Raw genomic sequence first — 20,048 nt, 5'->3', positions numbered from 1 at the left:
AGCCACCGCACATCGAACGAGAGGTTCCGAACCATGGGGCACGAGAGCTTCCGGCCGGGCATCACGCACTTCCGCTGCGTGGGAGTCGGCGTGGGCCCGGCCAACCTCAGCCTGGCGTCCCTGCTGCACAGCAGGCCGGACGTACCCAATCTCTTCCTCGACCGCAAGGAGTCCTTCGGCTGGCACGACGGCCAGCAGATCCCCGGCACCAGCCTCCAGGTCTCCCAGTTCAAGGACCTGGTCAGCCTGGCCGACCCCGCCAGCCCCTTCTCCTTCCTCTCCTACCTGCACGCCAAGGGCCGGGTCTACCACTTCCTCAACGCCCAGTTCGACGACGTGCCCCGGCTGGAGTTCCGCAACTACCTGGCCTGGGCCAGCCGCCGCAACGAGAACGTGGTCTTCGGCGAGGGAGTGGAGGAGGTCGACTTCGACGACGGACTCGGGATGTTCACGGTCCGCACCGCCCGCCGCACCGTCACCGCCGAGAACGTCGTCGTCGGCGTCGGCAGCCGCCCCTGGGTGCCGGCGCTGGGCGCGGGCCAGCTCGGCCCCACCCAGTTCCACGTCAGCGACTACATGGCCAACGCGCAGGACGTCGGCGGCAAGCGGGTCGTGGTCATCGGCGGCGGGCAGTCCGGCGCCGAGGCCTTCCTCGACCTGATCTCCCGGGGCGGCTGGGACCTGCCGCGCCGGGTCTCGTGGATCTCGCGGCGGCAGAACTACTTCCCGATCGACGACTCGCCCTTCACCAACGACTACTACATGCCCAGCCACGCCGACTACTTCTACGGCCTGCCGCGCGAGCGCCGCCAGTCGCTGAACTCCCGCAACGTCCTCAGCAGCGACGGCATCTCCGAGTCCACCCTGCGCGAGATCTACCAGGGCATCTACGTCCACCGCTTCGTCGAGGGCAACGAGGACCTGGTCGCCCTGCACCCCGGCCGCGACGTCTTCGACGTCCGCCCCGGCCCCTTCGGCGGCTGGGAGGTCTGCGCCCGGCACACCCAGGAGCCGCAGTCCCTGGAGCGGTTCGAGACCGACGTCGTCGTCTGGGCCACCGGCTACCGGCCCGCCGCCACGGAGTTCCTCGCCCCGCTCGCCGGGCGCCTGGAGCGCGAGGGCGAGGAGCTGCGCGTCGACGAGGACTACGCCGTCCGCTGGGACGGGCCCGCCGACCGCCGCCTCTTCGTCCAGAACGGGGTCCGCGGCCAGCGCGGCCTCGCCGACCCCAACCTCAGCCTCAACGCCTGGCGCAGCCGGCGCATCGCCGACCGGCTGTGCGGCGTACGCGGGGACGAGCAGCTCGCCTCCTTCATCGAGTGGTCCTCCAAGACCCCCCAGGACGAACGGTGGACCGCCTGATGACCACGCACCGCGCCGGCTCCTGCCGCCCCCTCACCACCGACCCCGAGGCCCACCCGCACCCCATCGCCCCCACGGCGGCCACAACCGCCACACCTACGGCCGCACCGGCGCCCGCGGTACCCGCGCCCTCCACAGGCGTGCCCGCGCCCGCGCCCTCCCCGGCCGCACCCGAGTCCTCCCCGGCCGCGCGCGCATCCTCCCCGGCCGCACCCGCACCCGCACCCGCGCCGACGCAGGCCGCGCCCGCCGCCGACCCCACCGCGGCCCCCGCCTACCGCACCACCGCCCGCCACGCCGGCGGGCCCACCGGGGCCCGTACCGACGTCGCCGTCGTCGGCGCCGGGATCCTCGGCGTCCTCATCGCCCGCGAGGTCCTCTCCCGCGACCCCTCCGCCACCGTCACCGTCCTCGACCGGGACATGATCGGCTCCGGCGCCACCCGCCGCTCCGCCGGACTGCACCTCCCGCGCGGGGCCGACGAGACCGTCCGCGCCCTGGCCGCCGAGAGCGAGCGCTTCTACGCCGACCTGCACACCGCCCGCCCCGACCTGCCCATCCACCCCCTCGGCATGACGGTCCTCGCGCCCGAGTCCGCCGAAGAGGCCCTGCGCGAGGCCTACCTCCCCGAGGCCAAGCTCCGCTGGACCGCCGAACCGCCCCCCTGCGTCCCGGCCCTGCCCAAGGACTTCGGGGCCTGGGAGGGCGACGGCTGCCAGTACGCCGACGTCCACGCCCTCACCCAGCTCCTCGCCGCCGAACTGCGCCCCGCCGTCTCCTTCCGCGAGGGCGTCGCCGTCGAGACCGCCGCCGCCGGCCCCGGCGGCACCCGGCTCACCCTGACCGGCGGCGCCACCCTCGACGCCGGCCACGTCGTCATCGCCCCCGGCCCCTGGACCGGCGAACCCGCCTGGCGCGAGCTCGTCGCCCCGCTCGGGACCCGGATCAAGAAGGTCGTCGCCCTGCACGTGGACACGGCGCCCGCCCCCGGGGACCGGGCGGTCGTCCTGCACGAGGAGGACGCCTTCCTGCTGCCCGTCCACCACCGGGGCCACTGGCTGCTCAGCTACACCTGCCGGGAGTGGGACGTCGACCCGGCCGGAGTCGACCCCGCCGTCACCGCCGGCCACCTGCGCGAAGGCCGCGCCCTGCTCACCCGCTACGCCCCCGCCCTGGCCGCCCACTGCCGGTCGGGCCGGGTGTTCTGCGACGCGTACGGGCCCGGCGGCAGGCCCCTGGTCACCGCCCTCGACCCCTACGGCCGGCTCGTCTTCGCGGGCGCCGCCGGCGGCTCGGGCTACCGCCTGGCCCCGGCGCTCGCCGCCCGGGCCGCCGACCTGATCCCCTCCCTTCCGTCCCCGCGAAAGGCCACGACATGATCATCGCGAGTTATGACGACGACGTGCTGGAGCAGGCGTTCGGCATCGACATGAGCGGTGTGGAGGGCCTCGGGACCGGCGCCGGCTGGGGCCGGGTCGCCCCCGGCCGGGCCACCGACGACCACCGCCACGACGAGACCGAACTGTTCGTCATCGTCTCCGGCCGGGGCGAGTTCCTCATCGACGGCGAACGCCACGAGGCCGCCCCCGGCACCGTCGTCCTCTTCGAACCCTTCGAGTCCCACGTCCTGCGCAACACCGCCGACGACGCCACCGACCTGGTCTTCTTCACCCAGTACTGGCGCGACGCCCGGCGGGCCGCCGAGGCCGCCGCCGCACCCGCGCGCACCGGCTTCGGCGACCGCCCCGTCTTCGTCTTCTCCACCCCGCCCACCCCCAACGGCGACCTGCACCTGGGCCACCTCGCCGGCCCCTACCTCGGCGCCGACGCCTTCACCCGCTTCCAGCGCATGAACGGCACCGAGGCCTACCACCTCACCGGCAGCGACGACCACCAGAGCTACGTCCTCGGCGCCGCCCGCCGGGGCGGCCGCACCCCCGCCGAGACCGCCGCCCACTACAGCGCCGAGATAGCCGAGACGCTGCGGCTGATGGACATATCCCTCGACCAGTACACCGTCACCGGCGGGAACCCCGGCTACCGCGAGGGCCTCCGGGACTTCTTCAGCCGGATCGTCGCCTCCGGCGGCATCGCCGTCACCGCCCACGACGCCCTCTACGACGCCCTCACCGGCGCATACCTCTACGAGGGCGACGTCACCGGCGGCTGCCCCGGCTGCGGGGCCACCACCTCCGGCAACCTCTGCGAGGAGTGCGGCGAACCCAACACCGTCGCCGACCTCGCCGACCCCCGCTCCGCCTCCACCGGCGGCGCACCCCGCCCGGCCCCCGCCGCCCGCTGGACCCTGCCCCTGCACGCCCACGCCGGCGACGTCCGCGCCCACCACCGGCGCGGCCGCGTCCCCGCCCGGCTGCGGGAGCTCGCCGACCGGCTCTTCCGCCGCCCCGCCCTCGACCTCCCCCTCAGCCACCCCTCCGGCTGGGGCGTCGAACCCCGCGAGAGCGACACCGACGGGCAGGTCATCTGGGTCTGGCCCGAGATGAGCTACGGGTTCCTGCACGGCATCCAGGAACTCGGCGCCCGCCTCGGCCGCCCCTGGCGGGCCGACGGGCCCGGCCCCGACTGGAAGATCGTCCACTTCTTCGGCTACGACAACAGCTTCTACCACTCCGTGCTCTACCCGGTCCTCTACCGGCTCGCCCACCCCGGCTGGACCCCCGACATCGACTACCACGTCAACGAGTTCTACCTGCTGGAGGGCGAGAAGTTCTCCACCAGCCGCCGCCACGCGATCTGGGGCAAGGAACTCCTCACCCCCGACACCGTCGACGCCGTCCGCTACTTCCTCGCCGCCACCCGCCCCGAGGGCCTGCGCACCGACTTCCGCCGCACCGCCTACGAGGAGACCCTCGCCCACACCCTCATCGGCACCTGGCAGCAGTGGCTCACCGACCTCGGCGCCCGCGTCGCCAAGCACCACGGCGGCCGCGCCCCCGACGCCGGGAACTGGACCCCCGAGCACACCGCCTTCCTCGCCCGCCTCGGCACCCGCCTCGACGCCGTCACCGGAGCCCTCGGCAACGACTCCTTCTCCCTCACCCAGGCCGCCGCCGAACTCGACGGCATCGTCCAGGACACCGTCCGCTTCACCCGCGCCGAGGGCCTCCTCACCGACACCCCCGGCTGGGAGGACGAGAACCGCACCGCCGTCGCCCTCGAACTGGCCGCCGCCCGCCTCCTCGCCCACGCCGCCGCCCCCGTCATGCCCCGGTTCGCCGCCCGGCTGGCCGCCGCCCTGGGCGCCGGCGCCCCGCGCACCTGGCCCCGTACCGTCGAACTCCTCACCCCCGGCTCCGCCGTCGACCTCGCCGACGCCGTCTTCTTCCAGCCCTCCACCGATACCGCCGAGGCGTCCGAGCCGGTCCTCACCCCCTGGCTCACCCGGGTCGCCCGCACCGCCCTGCGGCTGGGGGACGACGAGCGGATCGCCCACCGCACCCTCACCCAGCTCGCGGCCGGCTCCCTCCAGGCCGTCACCGTCCAGTACCAGATCCTCGACGCCCTCGACGTCGACCTCTCCATGGACGAACTCCTGCACGGCGGCACCCTCGCGGAACTCGCCGCCGTCATCGCCGAGCGCGCCGAGCCCTCCGCCGTCGCCGCCCTGACCTCGGGGGAGGCCCGATGAACCAGCACCGCCACATCCTGCGCGAGATCGCCGAACGCGGGCTGACCGTCACCCTCGCCGACGGCGACCTGCGCCTCCAGGGCAACCGCGACCGCATGGACCCCGAGTTCATCGCCCGCGTCAGAAGCGCCAAACCCGCCCTCGTCGCCCACCTGGAGCGCGAGGCCGGCCACGGCCCCGGCTTCCCCCTCACCCCCCTCCAGCGCAGCTACTACCTCGGCCGCGGCGGGATCTTCGAGGTCGGCGACGTCTCCAGTCACGTCTTCCACGAGATCGAGGGCGACTGGGACCTCGACCGGCTCCAGGCCTCGCTCGACACCGTGATCGCCGCCCACAGCGGCCTGCGCTCCCGCTTCCTGTCCGACGAACGCCAGGTCACCGAGTACGGCGACCACGCCCCCCGCATCGGCGTCCTCGACCTGCGCTCCCACACCCCCCGCCAGCAGGACGCCATCCGCGCCCAGCTCCGCGCGATGCGCTCCCACCAGGTCCTGCCCGCCGACCAGGCCCCCCTGATCACCGTCGACGCCACCATCCTCGACGACGACCGGATGCTCCTCCACGTCGGCCACGACGGGCTCGTCATGGACGGCATCAGCATGTTCCTGTTCTTCCGCGCCTGGTGGCACGCCTACCAGAGCCCCGGCGCGGACGCCCACGAGGAACTCCCCTACGAGGACTACCTCGCCGCCCTCGAAGCCGCCCGCGACAAGGCACCCGCCCACCGCTCCCGCGCCTACTGGCTGGACCGCGCCGACGACCTCGCCCCCCACCCCGACCTGCCCCTGCGCACCAGCCCCGCCGCCCTCACCGAGACCCGCTTCACCCAGCGCCGCGTCACCCTGGAACGCACCGCCTGGAGCGCCCTCAAGGACCGCGCCGCGGCCGCCGGCCTCACCCCCTCCGCCCTCCTCCTCGCCGCCTACGCCGAGACCCTCGCCACCTGGGGGGCGGGGGATCGGTTCACCCTCACCACCACCGTCGCCCACCGCCCGCCCGTCCACCCCCGCGTCTTCGAGGCCATCGGCCAGTTCTCCGACACCCTCCTCGTCGAGGCCGAGACCGACCGCACCCTGACCTTCGCCGAACGCGCCCAGCTCCTCCAGGCCCGCCTCCACACCGACATCGACCACCGGCACTTCTCCGGCGTCGAGTTCCTGCGCGAACTCGCCGCCCGCCGCGGCGGGGTCACCGGCGCGCGCATGCCCTACACCTTCAACAGCGCCATCGGGCACGTCAGCAGCGAGGTCGACGGCTCCGCCCTGGAACTCTTCGGCAAGGAGGTCTACTCCGTCAGCCAGACCCCCCAGGTGTGGCTCAACGCCTTCGCCATGGAGCAGCACGGCGCCCTCGTCGTCCAGCTCGACGGCATCGACGAACTCTTCTGCGAAGGCCTCCTCGACGACCTCGCCCACGGCTACCGCACCCTCCTGGAGACCCTCGTCGACGAGGCCTCCTGGCGGCTCCAGGCCTTCGACCTGATGCCGCCCGCCCAGCACGAACGCCGCGCCGCCGCCAACGACACCGCCGTCGCACGCCCCGACGAGATGCTCGGCGACGCCATCGTCGCCCGTGCCGCCCGCACCCCCGCCGCGCCCGCGATCCTCACCTCCGACCGGACCGTCAGCTACGGCGAACTCCTGCACCGGGCCGCCACCGCCGCCACCTGGCTGCGCGCCCGGGGCGTCGGCCGGGGCGAACTCGTCGGCCTCGTCTGCCACCGGGGCCCCGAGCAGATCGTCGGCATCCTCGCCACCGTCCTCGCCGGAGCCGCCTACCTGCCCGTGGACGCCGCCCTGCCCGCCGCCCGCCAGGAGTACATGCTCACCGACGGCCGGGTCCGCTGCGTCCTCACCAACTCCGGCCGGCCCTCCGACGACACCGTCGCCGCCTTCGACCTCACCCGGCCCTGCTCCGGCCGCGCCGAACTCCCCGACCGGCTCCCCGGATCCCACCCCGACGACCTCGCGTACGTCCTCTACACCTCCGGCACCACCGGCGCCCCCAAGGGCGTCATGGTCAGCCACCGCAGCGTCGCCAACCTCGTCGCCGACTGCCACGACCGCTTCGGGATCACCGCCGGGGACCGGTTCATGGCCGTCAGCGCCTTCCACTTCGACCTGTCCGTCTGGGACGTCTTCGGCGCCCTCTCGGCCGGCGCCGCCCTCGTCATGCCCGACCGCGACCAGGCCACCGACCCCGCCCACTGGCTCGAACTCTGCTGGCTCTACGGCGTCACCGTGTGGAACTCCGTCCCCGCCGTCGTCGGCCTCCTCCACGGCCAGGCCCGCTCCGACGGCGACGTACCGCCCGGGCTGCGCCTGGTCATGATGAGCGGCGACCGCATCCCGCCCGCCCTGCCGGCGCAACTGCGCGAACTGGTGCCGGGCCTGGAGGTGGTCTCCCTCGGCGGCCCCACCGAGACGACCGTCTGGAACATCCTGCACCCGGTCGGCGAGGACGAGGACGGCTCCGCGTCCATCCCCTACGGCCGCCCCAACTCCAACAACCGCGCCTACGTCCTCGACCGCCACGGCCGCGACGCCCCCGACTGGGTCACCGGCGAGATCACCGCCGCCGGAACCGGCCTGGCCCGCGGCTACTGGGGCGACCCCGGGCGCACCGCCGAACGCTTCTACGAGGACACCGCGCGCGGCGAGCGCATGTACCGCACCGGCGACCTCGGCCGGTACCTGCCCGACGGCAGCATCCAGATCCTCGGCCGCGGGGACTTCCAGATCAAGATCAACGGCTATCGGATCGAGGCCGGCGAGGTCGAGACCCGGCTCGCCGCCCTCGCCGAGATCTCCCGGGCCGTCGTCGCCCCCCAGGGCAACCGGCTCCTCGCCCACCTCGTCCCCTCCGGCGGCCACCGCCCCCACCTCACCGAGATCCGCCAGGCCCTCCGCGCCGACCTGCCCGACTACATGCTCCCGGCCGCCGTGCTCTGGCACGAGGAGCTCCCCCTGACCCGCAACGGCAAGGTGGACCGCACCCGGCTGGCCGAACTCGCCGCCCGGACCCCCGCCACCGGGCCCGCCCCGGGCGGCAGCGCACCGGCCACCCAGGCGGAGAAGATCCTCTGCGACATCTGGTCCACGGTCCTGCGCCGCCCGGACGTCGGAGCCCTGGACACCCTGACCTCCCTCGGCGGCGACTCCATCGCGGCGGCCCGCATCCTGACGGCCACCCGCAAGCGCTTCGGCACCACCCTCACCCTCGACCAGTTCGCGGAACTCCCCACGGTCCGGGCGATGGCGGCGGCCCTCACCCCGAAGGAGCCCCGATGACCACCCGGCCACAGCGGACCGGCACCGAACCGACGACGCCCACCCCCCAGGGGCGCGGGGAACTGCGCGACCAGCCACAACCGGCCCGCACCCGACACACCACACCCCCGGCGGAGCCGGAGACGATCCGCCGGATCGTCTCCGGGCCGCCGCCCACCCGCGGCCACCTCCACGTAGCCCGCCTGGACGGCACCCGCACCATCCCCCTGCCCGAGCTCCACGACCGGGCCGACCGCCTAGCCCACCACCTGCGGAGCACCCACGGCATCGGCCCCGCCCACCGCATCGGCATCCTCGCCGCCAACAGCCTGGAGTGGGTCCTCCTCGACCTCGCCGCCCTCCGCCTCGGCGCGCAGACCGCCGGCCTGGAACCCGGCAAGTTCACCCCCTCCACCGAACTCGCCGCCCGCTACGACCTGGACCTCCTCTACACCGACCAGCCCACCGGCGCAGTCCCCGGCGTCCTCCCCGTGGACGGGATCCTCGCCCTCACCGACCACGACCCCCGGCCCGCCCCGCCGCCCCTGCCGCCCGTCACCTGGACCGCCGACGCCGTCACCACCGTCAAGTTCACCTCCGGCAGCACCGGCGTCCCCAAGGGCCTCGGCGCCACCGCCGGCAGCATCGACAGCTCCCTCACCGCCGTCCAGGAGATCTTCGAACACACCCCCGACGACCACCTCTTCGTCTTCCTGCCCCTCTCCCTCCTCCAGCAGCGCTACTGGGTCTACTCCGCCCTCCTCCACGGCCACGACGTCACCGTCACCACCTACGAGGCCGCCTTCGCCACCCTGCGCCGCGTCCGCCCCACCGTCGTCATGGGCGTCCCCGCCTTCTACGAGACCGCCCGCCGCCAGATCACCGCCCGCCTGCGCCGCACCCCCGGCCAGGACCCGGCCCGCGCCGCCCGCGCCCTGTTCGGCGACCGGATCCGCTACCTGTGGACCGGCTCCGCCCCGGCCTCCCCGGCCGTGCTCCGCTTCTTCGCCGACGAGGCCCGCCTCCCCCTCTACGAGGGCTACGGGCTCAACGAGACCTGCATCGTCACCAAGAACCACCCCGGCGCCCACCGCGAGGGCAGCGTCGGGCGGGCCGTGCGCGGCAAGGAGGTGCTCATCGGCGCCGACGGGGTCATCAGCGTCCGCAGCGCCCACCCCGTCAACAACCACTACGCCTACGCCCGCCCCGGCGACTCCGAGAAGGTCTTCTCACCCGACGGCACCGTCCGCACCGGCGACCTCGGCCACCTCGACGAGGACGGCTACCTCTTCGTCCACGGCCGCGCCGACGACGTCATCGTCCTCGACAACGGCAGGAAGGTCATCGTCCGGCCCATCGAGGAACTCATGCGCGCCGACCCGGCCATCGCCGAATGCGTCCTGTTCAGCCCCACCCAGACCGACCTCGTCGCCGTGGTCTCCCCGGCCGCCGCCCCCGCCGACCACGCGGCCATCGCCGCCCGCCTCGCCGCCGTCAACGCCGCCACCACCCCCGACGAGCGCATCAGCCGGGTCCTCGTCGCCGACCCGCCGTTCAGCATCGAGGGCGGGCTGCTGACCTCCCAGTACAAGCCGAAGCGCCCCGACATCCGGGCCGCCTACCACGCCCCGCTGCACTCCCAGGAGGCCGGAATCCATGCCTGACACCACCCACGGCGCCCTTGAGGACGCCGCCCGCGACCAGCTCGCCCTCGTCCTGGTCCCCGAGGTCCCCGCCGAGGAGATCGACCCCGGCGCCGACATGGCCGCCGCCTACGGGCTGACCTCCCTCAACAAGGTCCTCTTCCTCACCGAGGTCTGCGAGGAGACCGGCGTCGACCTCGCCCACTTCACCGAGCACGACCTCGCCGCCATGAAGACCCTCGGCGACGTCACCGCCGCCCTCGCCCGCCACCACCACGCCACCACCGGAGCCTGAACCATGAGCTGGACCGAGCACGCCGCCGCCGTCCTGGAGAACGACCGGGTGCGCCTCACCCCGATCACCGAGGCCGACCGCGAGGGCATCCGGGCCGTCGCCATGGACCCCGACATCTGGCGGTACTTCGTCGCCGCCGTCGAGACCGACGCCGACTTCGAGGCCTTCTTCGACGCCAACCTCGCCGACCACGCCGCCGGCCGCCGGACCGTCTTCACCCTCACCGACAAGGACAGCGGGCGCACGGCCGGCAGCATGAGCTTCGGCAACCTGGCCGAGGCCGACCGCCGCCTGGAACTCGGCTGGTCCTGGCTCGGCCGCGACTTCCGCGGCACCGGCCTCAACCACTGGGCCAAGGCCCTCCTGCTGGAACACGCCTTCGAGGTGCTCGGCGCCGAACGCGCCGAGTTCAAGACCGACGTGCTCAACGTCCAGGCCCGCCGCGGCCTCGCCAACATCGGCGCCACCGAGGAGGGCGTCCTGCGCAGCTTCAACTACATGCCCGGCGGCCGCCGCCGCGACGCCGTCTTCTACAGCATCCTGCGCGCCGAGTGGCCCGCCGTCCGCGCCCGCCTCGCGCGCGGCCCCAAGAAGGCCGTCCCGGCATGAACGACCCCGCCCCCGCAGGCCCCGGCATCAGCCACATACGGGCCGGCGGCACCCCGTACGAGATCGGCCGCGCCCACGGCGCGGCCCTCTCCCGGCCCCTGCGCGCCTTCCTCGACGACGGCCTGGCCCGCCTCAACCACCTCGTCCCCCGGCCGCTGACCCTCCCCTCCCTGCTCCCGGCCATCGCCGCCCACCGCAGGGCCGTCACCGACTGCCTGCCCGACCTCGCCGAGGAGGTGGCCGGCCTCGCCGACGGAGCCGGCACCTCCGAGGACGAGGCCTGGCTGCTCCAGCTGCGCCGCGAGATCCTCGGCTACTCCAAGATCCGCCCCGGCGGCGACTGCACCACCTACGCCCGCACCGGCCCCGGCGCCGGCCCGCCCGTCCTCGCCCAGACCGTCGACCTCAGCGGAGACCTCGACAGCCACATCAGCGTCCTGGAGATCGCCCGCGCCGGCACCGCCCGCCGCTCCCTCGTCCTCAGCTTCGCCGGCCTCCTCGGCTACCTCGGCCTCAACAGCGACGGCCTCGCCGTCGGACTGAACCTGGTCCTCGGCGGCACCTGGGGCCCGGGCGTCCCCCCGTACCTGGCCATCCGCCACCTCCTCGACACCGCCGCCGACACCCGCCAGGCCCTCAAACTCCTCGCCGACCTCCCCCTGGCCAGCTCCCGCTCCCTCATGCTCTGCGACCCCGAGCGGGCCCTGTACGTGGAACACCTCGACGGCGACCTCCGCGTCACCGAGGCCGCCCCGTCCGCCGGCCTGACCCACACCAACCACTACCTCCACCCGGACTTCGCCCCCGCCGACGAGCTCAACGTCTTCGCCCGCAACTCCTCGCTGCGCCGCCTCCACGCCGCCGCCGAGGGCCTGGCCGCGCTCCCCGCCACCGCGACCCCCGAGGACCACCTGGCCCTCCTGTCCACACCGCCCCTGCGCGTCCCCGACCGGGGCGACATCCGCGCCGAACGCACGGTCGCCGCCGCCGTCATGCTCCCCGCGACCGGCCGCCTCCACCTCCGCCCGGGCGACCCCGCACGCTCCCGCACCCGCGTCTTCGGCCTGTAGGCGCAGGCACGGGGGCCGCCGCACCCATGCAAGGGCCGTGCCAGAGAAAGGAGCATGATGGACGCATGGCTGGTCGACCTCGACCAGGTCGCCCCCCAGGACATCAGCGCGCACTACCCCGAGGGCCTGACCGAGGAGGAGCTGCGGCGCGGCGCCGAGTTCGTCCACGCCCGCGCCGCCCACCGCTTCTACCGGGCCCGCCTCACCGTCCGCCGCCTGCTCGCCGGACGGCTCGGGATCGCCGCGCACGACCTGCGCATCCACTACGACCCGGCCGGCAAGCCCTACCTGCCCGACCAGCCCGGTACCCACGTCAGCTGGTCCCGTTCCGACGGTCTGCTGCTGCTCGGCGCCACCGAGACCGGGCCCGTCGGCGTCGACGTCGAGCTGGTCCGCCCGGCCGCCAGCAGCCTCGACGTGCTCACCTTCGTCTACCCCGGCGTCCCGGACGGGGCCGGCGCCGACACCTTCTTCCACGCCTGGACCCTGCTGGAGGCCGCCGTCAAGGCCACCGGGCGCGGCCTCGCCGACGGCGCCCGGGACGTGGACCTGGACTTCGGGCCGGACGGCTCGGTCACCCTGCGCGGGATCGCCGGCCACGGCACCCTGCCCTGGCACGGGCACACCGCGCTCCAGCCCACCCGGCAGGACTGCCCGTGGGCCATGACCGCGTTCGTCTCCCGGGAACTGCCCCCGGTCACCGTCCTGACCTGGCCCGACCGGGACCGCGACCGCGCCGGCGACCCCGTACGGTCACCGGCGCGGCCCCCGGCCACGGGCGTCAGCCCGCGCTGAGCACCGGCGAGCCGTCCGGGGCGATCGCCGAGAAACCGGTGTACGGGACCAGCGCGGGCGGCACGGCCACCGAGCCGTCCGCACGCTGGTACTGCTCCAGGAGCGCCACCAGGGTGCGGCCCACCGGCAGCGCCGACCCGTTGAGGGTCGCCGCGAAGGCCTTCCTCCCGTCCCGGCCGCGCACCCGGATGCCGGCCCGGCGGCCCTGGAAGTCACCGCAGTCGGAGCAGGAGGAGATCTCCCGGTAGGTCCCCTGGCCCGGCAGCCACACCTCGATGTCGTAGGTCCGCCGGGCCGCGAACCCGAGGTCCCCGGCCCGCAGTTCCACCACCCGGTGCGCCAGCCCCAGCCGCCGCAGCGCCGTCTCGGCGTGCCCGGTGAGCAGCTCCAGCTCCTCGGCGGCCCGGTCGGGGTGGCAGATCCGCACCAGCTCCACCTTCTCGAACTGGTGCAGCCGCACCAGCCCCCGGGTGTCGCGCCCGTACGAGCCCGCCTCCGCCCGGTAGCAGGGCGTGAACGCGGTCAGGGCGAGGGGGAGTTCGCCCTCCTGGAGGGTCTCGCCCCGGTAGAGGTTGACGAGGGGGACCTCCGCCGTCGGGATCAGCAGCAGCTCGCGGTCGGCGGCGTTCGTCAGGAACAGGTCGTCCTCGAACTTCGGCAGCTGCCCCGTGCCCGTCATCGTCTCCCGGCTGACCAGGTGCGGCACCCCGTGCTCGGTGTACCCGTGCTCGGTGGTGTGCAGGTCCAGCAGGAACGCGGCCAGCGCCCGCTCCAGCCGGGCCCCCGCCCCCCGGGTCACCGCGAACCGCGAACCCGACAGCCGTGCGGCGCGCACCGGGTCCAGGATCCCCAGCCGGGTCCCCACGTCCACGTGATCGCGCGGTGCGAACCCGAAGCCGGGCACCTCGCCCCAGACCCGCCGCACCACCGGCGGATCCTGATCGGTCCCGTCGGGGACGTCGGGGTGCGGCCGGTTCGGGACGGCCGGCAGCAGCGCGCCGAGCCCCTCCTCCGCCTCCCTCAGCTCCTCCGACACCGACCGCAGCCGCTCCCGGGCCTCCTGGAGGCGGGCCCGGGCGGCCGCGTCCGGCGGGCCCCCGGCCTTCGCCGAGCGGTTCTGCTCGGACCGCAGCTTGTCCCGCTCGGCGATCAGCCGGGCGCGCCGTTCGGTCAGGGTGCGCAGGGCGTCCCGGTCCAGGACGTGGCCTCGGCGGGCCAGGTCGGCCACGGCCTCGTCCTGGAGCAGGCTGTGCGGGTCGTGCATGACGGCTCCTCGGGTCTCGTTACGGGATGTCCTGCGGTCGCGCCGCATCGGGGGCGGTGCTCGCGACGGCCCGGTACTGCTCGGGGGCGCGGGCCCGCAGCCACCACGCGTAGCCGAGCCCGCCGAGCGCGGCGCCGGCCATCAGCCACGGGATCCGGTTGACCCACACCGAGCCGGTGCCGGTGACCAGCGCGAAGTTGTCCAGCAGCAGCCACAGCGCGCCCGCCAGCCCGGCCAGGGCCAGCACCGGGGCGAGCCGGGTCCGCCACCAGTGGGCGTCGGGGTGCCGGCGGAAGAAGACCAGCACCGCCACCGCCACCGCCGCCTGGAGGGCGACGATCCCGACGGTGCCCAGGGCCAGCATCGTCGTCGCCAGGGTGGTGTAGGGGTGCGCGCCCGCGAGCGCGAACACCCCGCAGACCGCGGCCGTCGCCAGCGACAGCACCACGCTCGCCCGGTGCGGGGAGGCGTGCCGCGGGTGCACCCGGGCCAGCGAGGAGGGCAGCACCCGCTCCCGGCCCAGGACGAACAGGTACCGGTTGGCGGCGGTGTGCAGCCCGAGCAGTGCCCCGAACAGGCTGGTGCACAGCAGGACCTGCATCACCCCGGTCGCGAAGCCGCCGAGGTAGTCGTCCGACAGCCGGAAGAACAGGTCGCCCAGCTGCCTCCCGGCCGTCCCGGCCACCCGGTCCGCGCCGATCGCCCCGACGGCCGCCCAGCTGATCAGCGCGAAGAACACGGTGATCAGCACGACCGACGCGTACGTGGCCACGGGCACGCTCCGCTTCGGGTCGCGGCTCTCCTCGCCGTACAGGGCGGCCGCCTCGAAGCCCACGTACGAGATCAGGGCGAACATCAGCGCCACCCCCAGCCCCGGCGCGAAGACGGTGTGCGGGGCGAACGCCGTGGCGGGCAGGGTGTCCGCCCCGTGCCGTACGCCGACGGCCAGCGCCAGCAGGGCCAGCACCGCCACCTCGGCGACCATCAGCACCGCCAGCAGCCGGGCGCTGAGGTCGATCCGCCGGTAGCCCATCACCGCCGCCAGGGCCAGCGCCCCGCCCGTCCACACCGGCCAGGGCACCGGCAGGCCGTGCGCGGCGGAGACCAGTGCGGCGAAGTACCCGAAGGCCCCCGCCACCCCGGCGACGGCCGCCGTGTAGGCGAGGACGGCCGTCAGCCCGGCCGCGACGGCCGGGGGCCGGCCGAGCCCCCGGCCGATGTACGTGTAGAAGCCGCCCGCGCCCACCACGTGCCGGCTCATCGCCGCGTACCCGACGGAGAAGCACAGCAGGATCAGCCCGGCGAGGGTGAAGGTGGCCGGCACCCCCGCACCGTTGCCGATGGCGTAGGCGAGGGGCACCGAGCCCACCACCCCGGACATGGGGGCCGCCGCCGCGACCACCAGGAAGACGATCCGGGGAGTGGTCAGCGTCCGCCGCAGCCCGGGCGCGGCGGCCGGCGCCGGGTGCTCCGTCCTCGCGGGAACCGTGGAGGTCACGGGGGCTACCTCGGGTGGGTGCGGATCAGGTCGACGGCCTCCGGGATGCCCATGTACGGCAGCCGCACCTCGGCCATGTCGTCCGTCCACCGCTCGGCCAGGTCGTAGCGCTCCTTCGGGGTGGTCTCCAGCAGCCTGCGGCCCGGGAAGACCTCGTAGTCCTCCAGCAGCTCCGCGTGGGCGAACATGCCCTGCTGGAACAGCTCCTCGCGCTCCAGCACGAACTCCTCCGAGGGCAGCTCGTCCCACAGCCGCCGGCCGCGCCGGACCAGCTCGATCAGCCGCGGCCGGTACGAGGGGTTGCGCGCGAGGTGCTCGCGGACGATGGAGCTGCCGACCGTCAGGTGGCGGATCTCGTCGATCGACGCCCCGCGGGCGATCTCGGCGGCCGCCGGGTCCAGCAGCGTCCACTTGCGCTCGCTGAGTTCGGCCGCCGGCGCCAGCACGCCCTCGATGACGATGGTGAACACCGCGACCGCGCCGATGAAGTCGCCCTCGTCGCGCACGACCGTCGTGGCGAACTCGGCGATCGGGTTCAGCACCCGCCGCGTGTAGTCGGTGCCCTGCTCCCTGATGAAGTCCAGCAGCCCCGCCTCGGGCACCCCGAGGTCGACCAGGTGCTTGCGGAAGATCATCGCGTGCCGGGCCTCGTCGATCACCTGGGTGGCGAAGAACTCCTGCTCGACGACGCCGGGCGCGCCGATGACGTAGTGGGACAGCACGTCCACCGCCCGGGACTCGGCCAGCGACCGGTTGCCCAGCTCCAGCACGAGCGCCTCGCGCAGCGGCCCCTCCTCCCGCATGTGGGCGGGGGTGACGGCGTCGTGCCCGGCCTCGGCCCGCCCGCGCAGGGTCCCCTGCGCGACGGCCGACAGCCAGTACCCCAGGTCGCACTCCTCGGCGGTCAGGGTCATCTCCTGGGCGCCGTCGAGCAGGTTGGGCGCGCGGTCCCAGTCGGCCTCGACGGGGATCTGCGGAAGGGTGGTCATGAGACAACCTCACTGGGGGAAGCGGGAACGGAGACGGAAGCGGCCGGGGTGACGCAGGCGCTGTGCATGCGGCCCGCGAAGCTGAGCATCGGCGAGTCGACGGTGTGGGAGCCGCCCGTGACCTCGGCGAGGAGCATGTCGTGGTCGCCGACCTGGTGCCAGCCGAGGACCCGGCAGGCCATGTGGGCGAGGCTGCCGCCGATCAGCGGGGCCCCGGTGAGCGGGTCGGTGGACCAGTCGAAGCCGTCGAACTGGGCGTCGCCGAGCGGGCGCTGCGGATTGGCGAAGCGGCGGGCGACGTCCTGCTGGGCCGAGCCGAGGACGTTCACCGAGAAACGGCCGGCCCGGCGCACCATCGACGCGAACGTCGACGTGGGCCGCAGGCAGGCGCCCAGGACCAGGGGGTCGCGGGAGAGGGTGACCACGGCGCTGGCGGTGGTGCCGTGCCGGACCCCGTCACGGCTGACGGTCAGCACCGTCACGCTCGACGCCAGCCGGCGCAGCGCCAGCCGGGCCGCGTCCGGGTCCTCGTACCCCTCGGCGGACGCCGAGGGCGAACGGTCCGTCAGCCAGGCGGGATAGCGGCTCACCGGTTCACCCCGACGGCCGGGGCGGCGGCGGTGGCGGCGATCGTCGCGGGGTGCTCCTCGTACGGCAGCGGGACCGGGCCGTCGGTGGCCGAGCGGCGCTTCAGCATGGCCGTCACCTGGTGCACCAGCGGGGTGTCCTCCGGCTCGAACGGCAGCCCGAACGGCTTGAGGAAGTTGCCGAAGACGCCCCGGTCGCCGAAGACGTGGAACGGCAGGGCCAGCAGCGCCCACTCGGGCCCGATCAGCCACATCCACAGCAGGCCGACGGCGGCCACGCTGAGCAGGCTGTGCATCGAGTTGTAGAGCACGTAGAACGCCTTGTGGATCCGCCCGTCCGCGCTGCGCCGGTAGGCGATCGCGCCCGGGATGTAGCCGAGCAGGTCGATGTACAGGAACAGGCCGATCGCCGCGAACCAGTCGATGTCCAGGAAGTGCCACAGGATGAACCCGATCGTCACGGCGAACGCGACCAGGTACTCCAGCCGGTGCAGGTTGAAGGTGACCGGCGATTCCACCGGGTTCTTGATGTCCATGAGGGGTGTCCTTACTGCGGGCGGGCCGCGCTACGGGATGCTGCCGGCGGGTCAGGACAGGCGCAGCGGGCCGCCGGCGAAGTACTCGGCGAGCTCCGCGGCCACGCTCGCCCGCGACGGCGGGTGGAAGGCCAGGGCGCGGACCGCGGAGGCCAGGTAGGCCACGTCGCCCGAGCGGATGTAGGCCATCCCGCCGAGCATCTCCACGGCCTGGTCGACGGTCTGGGCGAGCAGGTCCTGCGTGGCGTAGCGGGCCGTCAGCACCGCCGCCACGGCCTCGTCCCCCTCGGTGCCGTCCTCCAGCGAACGGGCCGCGCCCTCCACGAGGGACACCGCCGCGTCCAGCCGCACGGCCAGCTGCGCCCGCTCCGCGGCGCTGCCCCGCCCGCCGGCCAGCACCTGCGCGACCAGCGCGGACGCGGCGCCCACGTACGAGGAGGTGGCGAGGAGCTCGAACCAGGTGAACCCGGCGGTCTGGAGGTCGTCGAGCCGGTCGGCGTCCTCGGGGGTGCTGTGGATGACGAGGTCCCCGGGAACCTCCACATCGGTGAGCCGCACCTCGTGGCTCTGCGAGGCGGCCAGCACGGGCGTCGCCCAGAACGGCCGGGTCGTGACCCCGGGGGAGGAGGCCGGGATCAGCATCAGCGCCAGAGCCGAGCGCCCGTCCTCCTCCGTCACCTGCACGCTGGCCGTCAGCACGTCCATCGAACCGGAGAGGCTGCACGGCTTCTTCGCGCCGTTGACCCGGTAGCCGCCCGGGGTGCGCTCGGCGACCACCGACGGCGCCAGGATGTTCTGGTCGGTCCGCCCCTCCGCCCAGCCCGAAGCCAGCAGCAGCCCGTCCGAGGCCACCGCGGACATCAGCTTCAGCTGGGCGGGGGTCAGCCGATCCGCGGCCTCCGCCAGCCGGAACAGCATCGCCACCGTGAAGTGGTGCATCGTCGTGGCCACGCCCAGGGAGGGCGAGACGGAGGCGATCGCCCGCTGCACCCGCACCGCCTCCAGCGGACCGGCGGCCGCGCCGCCGTACGCGGCCGGCACCAGCAGCCCGGGCCCGCCGTGCTTGCGGTACAGCTCCAGCACCGGGCTGTCCGCGCCCTCCCGGGCGCCTAGCGGCAGCTCTTCGAGTGCGTCGAGAAGACCTGCGTGGAATTGCTCGCAGATCCCGCGCGCTGTCGTCAGGGAACGCATCGCCGTGTTCTCCTCGGGCTCTCTCGGATTTCCCGTCCGAACCGCCGGGTATTCCCTGCGATCGGAAACTCGATATGCGTATGAGAGTCTTCCAGTCACCATCTGACTGAGGCCTGACGCTCATCTGACCAGCACTTTCAACTGACTTGGGGCTGACGGAAGCCTGACCGGCGACGGGCTCGGCCTTGTGGCCCCGGGCGCCCCGTGCCATAAGTAGCGGGAGTGCTGCCGTGCTGCCGCGAGAATGGATTTCACATGACCGGAACGATTCTGGAGACGGACGTCGCGCTCGATGCGATCCGGCAGTACGCGGACGCCGGAAATCCGAGCGCGTATTTCGCCTTCAGCGACGGGAACAGCTATTTCCGGCTCCCGGACGGGCCCGGGGTGATCGTCTACCGGCCCGTCGGCCGCTACCTCGTCCAGTTCGGCGGCCCCTTCGCCCCCTTCACCCCGGCCGGCCCCGACGGCCCCCGCGCCCGCCTGCTGGCCGGGTTCCGGGACCTCGCCGCCGGACAGGGCCGCGAGATCGTCTCCGTACAGCTCCAGGGCGCGGACGCCGACGTCTACGTCGAACAGGGCTTCACCGTCAACCAGATGGGCGCCTCCTACGCCGTCGACCTGGAGACCTTCACCCTGGCCGGCACGAGGTTCATGCAGCTGCGCAACAAGATCTCCCGCGCCCTGCGCAGCGGCCTGGAGATCAAGGAGGTCGCCTACGAGGACCACGCCGCGCAGATCGAGGAGCTCGACGCCGCCTGGCTCTCCACCAAGGGCGAGGGCGTCAAACCCCTGGAGTTCCTCGTCGGCCAGACCGGCGGCCGCTACCAGCACCTGCGCCGCCTCTTCGCCGCCGTCCGCGACGGCGAGCTGATCGGCTACGTCTCCTACGCCCCGGTGTACGGGCCGCAGCCGGGCTGGATGCACGACCTGAGCCGCCGGCGGCCCGACTCCCCGCCCGGGGTGATGGAGGCCCTCAACAAGGCCGCGATCGACGTGTTCACGGCCGAGGGCACCCGCTGGCTGCACTTCGGCTTCACCCCCTTCACCTCCCTGACGGCCCCGCGGTTCCCGGGCCACAGCCTGGGCTTCCACTGGTTCATGGAGCACCTGTGGGAGCACGGCGCGCACATCTACCCGGCGCGCACGCAGCTCGAGTACAAGCAGAAGTGGGCGCCCTCCGCCGTACTGCCGGAGATCGGTCCACACGTTGTAGTCGTCGCGCGCGGACGGGTCGACGTTGACCACCTCGCACCCGGCCTTCGCGGCCACGAACTGCAGGCCGCTGAGC

16 protein-coding genes are annotated in these 20,048 nt (G+C 74.0%); 10 read left to right on the top strand and 6 right to left on the bottom strand.

Annotated features, from left to right (window positions below):
* Window positions 1-33 precede the first annotated feature (33 nt).
* The 9 genes from AB0O29_RS09915 to AB0O29_RS09875 are packed head-to-tail and all read left to right on the top strand — an operon-like array spanning window position 34 to window position 12,692.
* Complete coding sequence (locus AB0O29_RS09915) at window positions 34-1,362, top strand: SidA/IucD/PvdA family monooxygenase (RefSeq protein WP_365148844.1); 1,329 nt, start codon at window positions 34-36, stop codon at window positions 1,360-1,362.
* Complete coding sequence (locus tag AB0O29_RS09910; RefSeq protein ID WP_365148841.1) at window positions 1,362-2,741, top strand: FAD-dependent oxidoreductase; 1,380 nt, start codon at window positions 1,362-1,364, stop codon at window positions 2,739-2,741. Before AB0O29_RS09915 ends, AB0O29_RS09910 begins: the two co-directional genes overlap by 1 nt.
* Entirely contained in the window at window positions 2,738-5,011 is a 2,274-nt protein-coding gene (locus tag AB0O29_RS09905; RefSeq protein ID WP_365148838.1) for a class I tRNA ligase family protein, read from the top strand. The genes AB0O29_RS09910 and AB0O29_RS09905 overlap by 4 nt, the downstream gene beginning before the upstream one ends.
* Window positions 5,008-8,301, top strand: a complete 3,294-nt coding sequence (locus tag AB0O29_RS09900; RefSeq protein WP_365148836.1) for an amino acid adenylation domain-containing protein — start codon at window positions 5,008-5,010, stop codon at window positions 8,299-8,301. Before AB0O29_RS09905 ends, AB0O29_RS09900 begins: the two co-directional genes overlap by 4 nt.
* Window positions 8,298-9,944 (top strand): AMP-binding protein, encoded by a 1,647-nt coding sequence (locus AB0O29_RS09895; protein WP_365148833.1) that lies wholly within the window; start codon window positions 8,298-8,300, stop codon window positions 9,942-9,944. The genes AB0O29_RS09900 and AB0O29_RS09895 overlap by 4 nt, the downstream gene beginning before the upstream one ends.
* Window positions 9,937-10,218 carry a phosphopantetheine-binding protein gene (locus tag AB0O29_RS09890; protein WP_365148830.1) on the top strand — a complete coding sequence of 94 codons (282 nt, stop codon included), beginning with the start codon at window positions 9,937-9,939 and terminating at the stop codon, window positions 10,216-10,218. The genes AB0O29_RS09895 and AB0O29_RS09890 overlap by 8 nt, the downstream gene beginning before the upstream one ends.
* 3 nt (window positions 10,219-10,221) lie before the next feature.
* On the top strand, window positions 10,222-10,827 hold the full coding sequence (locus AB0O29_RS09885) for a GNAT family N-acetyltransferase (protein WP_365148828.1): 606 nt from the start codon (window positions 10,222-10,224) through the stop codon (window positions 10,825-10,827).
* Window positions 10,824-11,897: a C45 family peptidase gene (locus AB0O29_RS09880; RefSeq protein WP_365148825.1), complete on the top strand. Its 1,074-nt coding sequence runs from the start codon at window positions 10,824-10,826 to the stop codon at window positions 11,895-11,897. The genes AB0O29_RS09885 and AB0O29_RS09880 overlap by 4 nt, the downstream gene beginning before the upstream one ends.
* Window positions 11,898-11,954: 57 nt before the next feature.
* Entirely contained in the window at window positions 11,955-12,692 is a 738-nt protein-coding gene (locus tag AB0O29_RS09875; RefSeq protein ID WP_365148822.1) for a 4'-phosphopantetheinyl transferase superfamily protein, read from the top strand.
* Here AB0O29_RS09875 and serS read toward each other — a convergent pair.
* From serS to AB0O29_RS09845, 6 genes are read right to left on the bottom strand one after another with little or no spacing between them, the layout of a single operon-like run.
* Window positions 12,679-13,956 (bottom strand): serine--tRNA ligase, encoded by a 1,278-nt coding sequence (gene serS / locus AB0O29_RS09870; RefSeq protein WP_365148819.1) that lies wholly within the window; start codon window positions 13,954-13,956, stop codon window positions 12,679-12,681. The two genes, AB0O29_RS09875 and serS, sit on opposite strands and share 14 nt — an antisense overlap.
* 19 nt (window positions 13,957-13,975) lie before the next feature.
* Window positions 13,976-15,454, bottom strand: a complete 1,479-nt coding sequence (locus AB0O29_RS09865) for an APC family permease (protein WP_365148816.1) — start codon at window positions 15,452-15,454, stop codon at window positions 13,976-13,978.
* Between the two features lie 5 nt (window positions 15,455-15,459).
* Window positions 15,460-16,443: a VlmB-like protein gene (locus tag AB0O29_RS09860; protein ID WP_365148813.1), complete on the bottom strand. Its 984-nt coding sequence runs from the start codon at window positions 16,441-16,443 to the stop codon at window positions 15,460-15,462.
* Complete coding sequence (locus AB0O29_RS09855; RefSeq protein WP_365148811.1) at window positions 16,440-17,033, bottom strand: flavin reductase family protein; 594 nt, start codon at window positions 17,031-17,033, stop codon at window positions 16,440-16,442. Before AB0O29_RS09855 ends, AB0O29_RS09860 begins: the two co-directional genes overlap by 4 nt.
* Window positions 17,030-17,566: a hypothetical protein gene (locus tag AB0O29_RS09850; protein ID WP_365148808.1), complete on the bottom strand. Its 537-nt coding sequence runs from the start codon at window positions 17,564-17,566 to the stop codon at window positions 17,030-17,032. Before AB0O29_RS09850 ends, AB0O29_RS09855 begins: the two co-directional genes overlap by 4 nt.
* Before the next feature lie 51 nt (window positions 17,567-17,617).
* Window positions 17,618-18,757, bottom strand: a complete 1,140-nt coding sequence (locus AB0O29_RS09845) for an acyl-CoA dehydrogenase family protein (RefSeq protein WP_365148805.1) — start codon at window positions 18,755-18,757, stop codon at window positions 17,618-17,620.
* 255 nt (window positions 18,758-19,012) lie between these two features.
* Between AB0O29_RS09845 and AB0O29_RS09840 the strand changes: the two genes are divergently transcribed.
* Window positions 19,013-20,048 (top strand): DUF2156 domain-containing protein (locus tag AB0O29_RS09840; protein ID WP_365148802.1); only part of this gene is annotated, 1,036 nt, incomplete at its 3' end.

The sequence above is a fragment of the Streptomyces sp. NPDC089915 genome, from assembly GCF_040684675.1.
Taxonomy (GTDB): Bacteria; Actinomycetota; Actinomycetes; order Streptomycetales; family Streptomycetaceae; genus Streptomyces.
The sequence above is the reverse complement of the archived record's forward strand: the minus strand, read 5'-3'. Positions and strand labels throughout refer to the sequence as shown.

Excerpts from the sequence above, each read along its gene's own strand:
- AB0O29_RS09895 (WP_365148833.1), top strand. The coding sequence starts at position 8,298 with ATGACCACCCGGCCACAGCGGACCGGCACCGAACCGACGACGCCCACC.
- AB0O29_RS09880 (WP_365148825.1), top strand. The coding sequence starts at position 10,824 with ATGAACGACCCCGCCCCCGCAGGCCCCGGCATCAGCCACATACGGGCC.
- AB0O29_RS09845 (WP_365148805.1), bottom strand. The coding sequence starts at position 18,757 with ATGCGTTCCCTGACGACAGCGCGCGGGATCTGCGAGCAATTCCACGCA.
- AB0O29_RS09885 (WP_365148828.1), top strand. The coding sequence starts at position 10,222 with ATGAGCTGGACCGAGCACGCCGCCGCCGTCCTGGAGAACGACCGGGTG.
- AB0O29_RS09905 (WP_365148838.1), top strand. The coding sequence starts at position 2,738 with ATGATCATCGCGAGTTATGACGACGACGTGCTGGAGCAGGCGTTCGGC.
- serS (WP_365148819.1), bottom strand. The coding sequence starts at position 13,956 with ATGCACGACCCGCACAGCCTGCTCCAGGACGAGGCCGTGGCCGACCTG.
- AB0O29_RS09890 (WP_365148830.1), top strand. The coding sequence starts at position 9,937 with ATGCCTGACACCACCCACGGCGCCCTTGAGGACGCCGCCCGCGACCAG.
- AB0O29_RS09850 (WP_365148808.1), bottom strand. The coding sequence starts at position 17,566 with ATGGACATCAAGAACCCGGTGGAATCGCCGGTCACCTTCAACCTGCAC.
- AB0O29_RS09860 (WP_365148813.1), bottom strand. The coding sequence starts at position 16,443 with ATGACCACCCTTCCGCAGATCCCCGTCGAGGCCGACTGGGACCGCGCG.
- AB0O29_RS09900 (WP_365148836.1), top strand. The coding sequence starts at position 5,008 with ATGAACCAGCACCGCCACATCCTGCGCGAGATCGCCGAACGCGGGCTG.
- AB0O29_RS09910 (WP_365148841.1), top strand. The coding sequence starts at position 1,362 with ATGACCACGCACCGCGCCGGCTCCTGCCGCCCCCTCACCACCGACCCC.
- AB0O29_RS09875 (WP_365148822.1), top strand. The coding sequence starts at position 11,955 with ATGGACGCATGGCTGGTCGACCTCGACCAGGTCGCCCCCCAGGACATC.
- AB0O29_RS09915 (WP_365148844.1), top strand. The coding sequence starts at position 34 with ATGGGGCACGAGAGCTTCCGGCCGGGCATCACGCACTTCCGCTGCGTG.